The organism is Acidiphilium sp., from assembly GCF_049977125.1.
Lineage (GTDB): Bacteria > Pseudomonadota > Alphaproteobacteria > Acetobacterales > Acetobacteraceae > Acidiphilium.
In genome coordinates, this window is record NZ_JBMFGY010000327.1 from 1 (window position 1) to 1,994 (window position 1,994).

The 1,994-nt window shown below is 60.6% G+C and carries 4 protein-coding genes; all 4 read right to left on the reverse strand.

The window, feature by feature from the left end:
* Nucleotides 1-49: 49 nt before the first annotated feature.
* Nucleotides 50-391 (reverse strand): type IV secretion system protein VirB3, encoded by a 342-nt coding sequence (locus ACP5E6_RS18685; RefSeq protein ID WP_427956924.1) that lies wholly within the window; start codon nt 389-391, stop codon nt 50-52.
* 1 nt (nt 392) lies between these two features.
* Nucleotides 393-767: a TrbC/VirB2 family protein gene (locus ACP5E6_RS18690; protein WP_427956926.1), complete on the reverse strand. Its 375-nt coding sequence runs from the start codon at nt 765-767 to the stop codon at nt 393-395.
* Nucleotides 742-1,473, reverse strand: coding sequence for a lytic transglycosylase domain-containing protein (locus tag ACP5E6_RS18695; protein WP_427956927.1), 732 nt, complete (start codon nt 1,471-1,473; stop codon nt 742-744). The genes ACP5E6_RS18690 and ACP5E6_RS18695 overlap by 26 nt, the downstream gene beginning before the upstream one ends.
* The coding region (locus tag ACP5E6_RS18700) for a hypothetical protein (RefSeq protein WP_427956929.1) at nt 1,470-1,994 on the reverse strand (525 nt) is incomplete at its 5' end. The genes ACP5E6_RS18700 and ACP5E6_RS18695, both read right to left, overlap by 4 nt.

Sequence of the window (1,994 nt, forward strand, 5' to 3'; positions counted from 1 at the left end):
CTGGCGGGCATGGCCGACATAGGGCAGATAGGATTTTTGGGTGTCGCGCTCAAACGCCATGTTTCATGCCCCGGCCAGGCCGCGATTTCGTCGGAAACACCGGGGGCGACGCTCCGCCCCAATGACGCGCCTCGATCGCGCGGCCTTTTGTCTGCGCCCACAGGCTGACGATCCGCACGCCATTGTAATCGTAGCGGACCGCCAGTCGCGACACGACATAGAGCGGGACCATGATGATTTCGTAAAAGGGATTCTGAATGATGATGAGGAGCAGCACCGCGAGCATCATCAGGCCGACCGCCAGGCCGATCGGCAGGCCGAACGCCAATGCCGGGCGCGTCGCGGCGACGAACAGAACATCCTGATCGAGCGGCTCGGGTGCTGCACTCATATCAGCCGCTCCCGACCGCCTGGTTGATGATGTAGGACCCACCGAAGATCAGCACCAAGCCGCCGAGCACCCCGCCGATCAGCCCGAGACCGGCGCGGCCGAGCATGAAGGCGAACCCGACGCCGATCACCGCGAGCACGGCCAGGGTGACGCCGAATGGGCCGAGGATGAACGACGCGATGTTCTGGAGAATGGTCGTGGGATCGACGCCACCGGAGATCGCTTGGGCATGGGCGACTGCGGGCATCATCAGAACCGTGCCGAGCAGGATCACGGGGCGATAGGCGACGACACGTTGGGCGGTGGCGATGCCGACCAGGAGATTATCGGCGGCGCGACGGCGCAACCGATCAGTCAACTCGCGTTGCTGTTTCATGTATTTTCCTGATTTTGGGGTGAACGTGATGGGAACCTCCGGCGGCAGGCGATAGGCGACGGGCGGTGACAGTCACCGACAGTCCGCGAGCGAGGCGGGCCGGTCCGACCTCACCCGGAAACAGATGCCATGATGGGGCGACAGAACTGGACGTCGCGCGGGGGCCGAGCACGCGCCATTTTGGGGGCGGCACAGGCGGTGCCGATTTCGGGGGTACGACCGGCGCGGCCGGGTTGATTTCCGGAACGACGTGCCGGGCGGTGGCGACCACGCGCTCCACATAGCCATTCTGGAATCCGTAGACCGGCGAGCCGGTGTTGTAGCGGGAGAATGCGGCCTGTAGGGCGGATTGGTCATCACCAGATCGACCGGGCCGGTAGTCCATCACCAGCAGCCTGCCAGCCGCGCCGAGCGAGGCGCAGGCATCGAAAGCCGTCTGCACTGTGAGGCCGAGCCGACCGAGATTTGCGCTGTTGATCTGCATGAGACCGAGATCGACCGAATGACCGGCCGCGATTAGGGCGCGTGCCGTGCTGATCGCGGCATCACGGGAGGCGGCGGGCAGATCGAGGCCCGTCGTGTTGTCGTGAATCGCCAGGGTATCGAATCCCGATTCGGTGCCGGCGATCGATGCCAACGTGCCAGGAGCGACCGATGGCGCACAGGAAGCGGCGAGATGACCGACCACGGTAGCAGCGAGAATCATAGCGCCACCACCAGCGAACATAGCAACAATTTTGGGAAACGGCTCATCGTTTGCATTTGCCATAAGGCTATCTTATAAGTCAATAAGAGATAGCCTAATATCAGGTTTAGGGGAGCAATTTGGACCCAGTGACATCTCCCGCGTATAAAAACGGGATGGCCCGACCGAAGCGATTCGTTGACAAAACTATGATTCGATTTCCTCCAAATACATTCCAGGAAATTGATCAGGTTTTGGGTGACAGCGAAGATCGGGCGGACTTGATCCGGATGGCAGTCGCCCGTGAGATATCGTTTCGACGAGCGGGTCTGCACGTGGACGTGCAGCCCTTTCTGATGAAGGGTGAAGATGATCTGGAGTTTTTTAACAATGCGATTCGCCGTGCTCTTGAAGCCCGGCGAGCCATATTGGCCACCGAAAAACAGGAACGTTCGCCAACTGTTCAACCGAAGTCGGACCGCTCCGGATAAATAACAGACAGTTTTGAAATGAGACTGCAACAACCCATTGTGAAATTCGGC